1 protein-coding gene and 1 pseudogene are annotated in these 844 nt (G+C 62.1%); both read right to left on the bottom strand.

From position 1 onward, the window contains the following. A partial coding sequence (locus BN2475_RS28720; protein WP_425435576.1) for an ABC transporter permease subunit occupies positions 1-707 on the bottom strand: 707 nt, incomplete at its 3' end. Positions 708-725: 18 nt separating this feature from the next. Then, a pseudogene (locus BN2475_RS35890) lies at positions 726-844 on the bottom strand (branched-chain amino acid ABC transporter permease); the annotation flags it as partial.

Consider the following 844-nt stretch of genomic DNA (forward strand, 5'->3'; position numbering starts at 1 on the left):
GCCCATGCACGGCCGATACGCGAATGCTGCAGACGCGTACACGTCCAGATCACGAGCAGCGCGCACAGCACGAACAGGTAGTAATACCCATACACCGACGGGAACTGGAAGCCGAACAGCGAGTGCGTCTGTGCGAGGCTGAAGCCGCCGACCTGCACCGGATCGATCCCGGTGATCCCCTTCGGGCCATTGGTGATGTTCACCGGACGGTCGAGGTTGTTCATGAAGATCCGCACGATTTCCCCGAAGCCGAGGGTCACGATCGCGAGATAGTCGCCACGCAGACGCAGGGTCGGCGCACCGAGCACAATCCCGAAGAACGCGGCAAACGCCATCGCGATCGGCACGATGAGCCAGATCGGCACATGCAGCCCGCCCGGCGCGAGATGCGCGATCCACTCGAACTGCGAGCCCAGGTGCGGCGAGCTCAGCAACGCGGCCGTATAAGCGCCGATCGCGTAGAACGCGATATAGCCCAAATCCAGCAGCCCGCAGAAGCCAACCACCACGTTCAGGCCCAGCGCCAACATCACGTACAGCATCGCGAAGTCGAGCACGCGGACCCAGTAGTTGCCGCCCGCGGCGCCGATGATCATCGGCGCGGCGATCACGAAGATGGCCGTGATGATGCCGACGATCAACGTCTTCGTCAGGTTCTTCTCAGGGATGAGCGTCGTGGACGGCTCGATCGGTTGAATTGAGGTCATGTCTGTTTTCTCCCGGGATCAGGCGCGATCCGCAACGCGTTCGCCGAGCAGGCCCGACGGACGGAACACCAGCACGACGATCAGCACGATGAACGCAAACACGTCCTGATAGTTACTGCCGAACACACCGCCTGTGA

The organism is Paraburkholderia ribeironis (assembly GCF_900019265.1).
Classification (GTDB): Bacteria; Pseudomonadota; Gammaproteobacteria; order Burkholderiales; family Burkholderiaceae; genus Paraburkholderia; species Paraburkholderia ribeironis.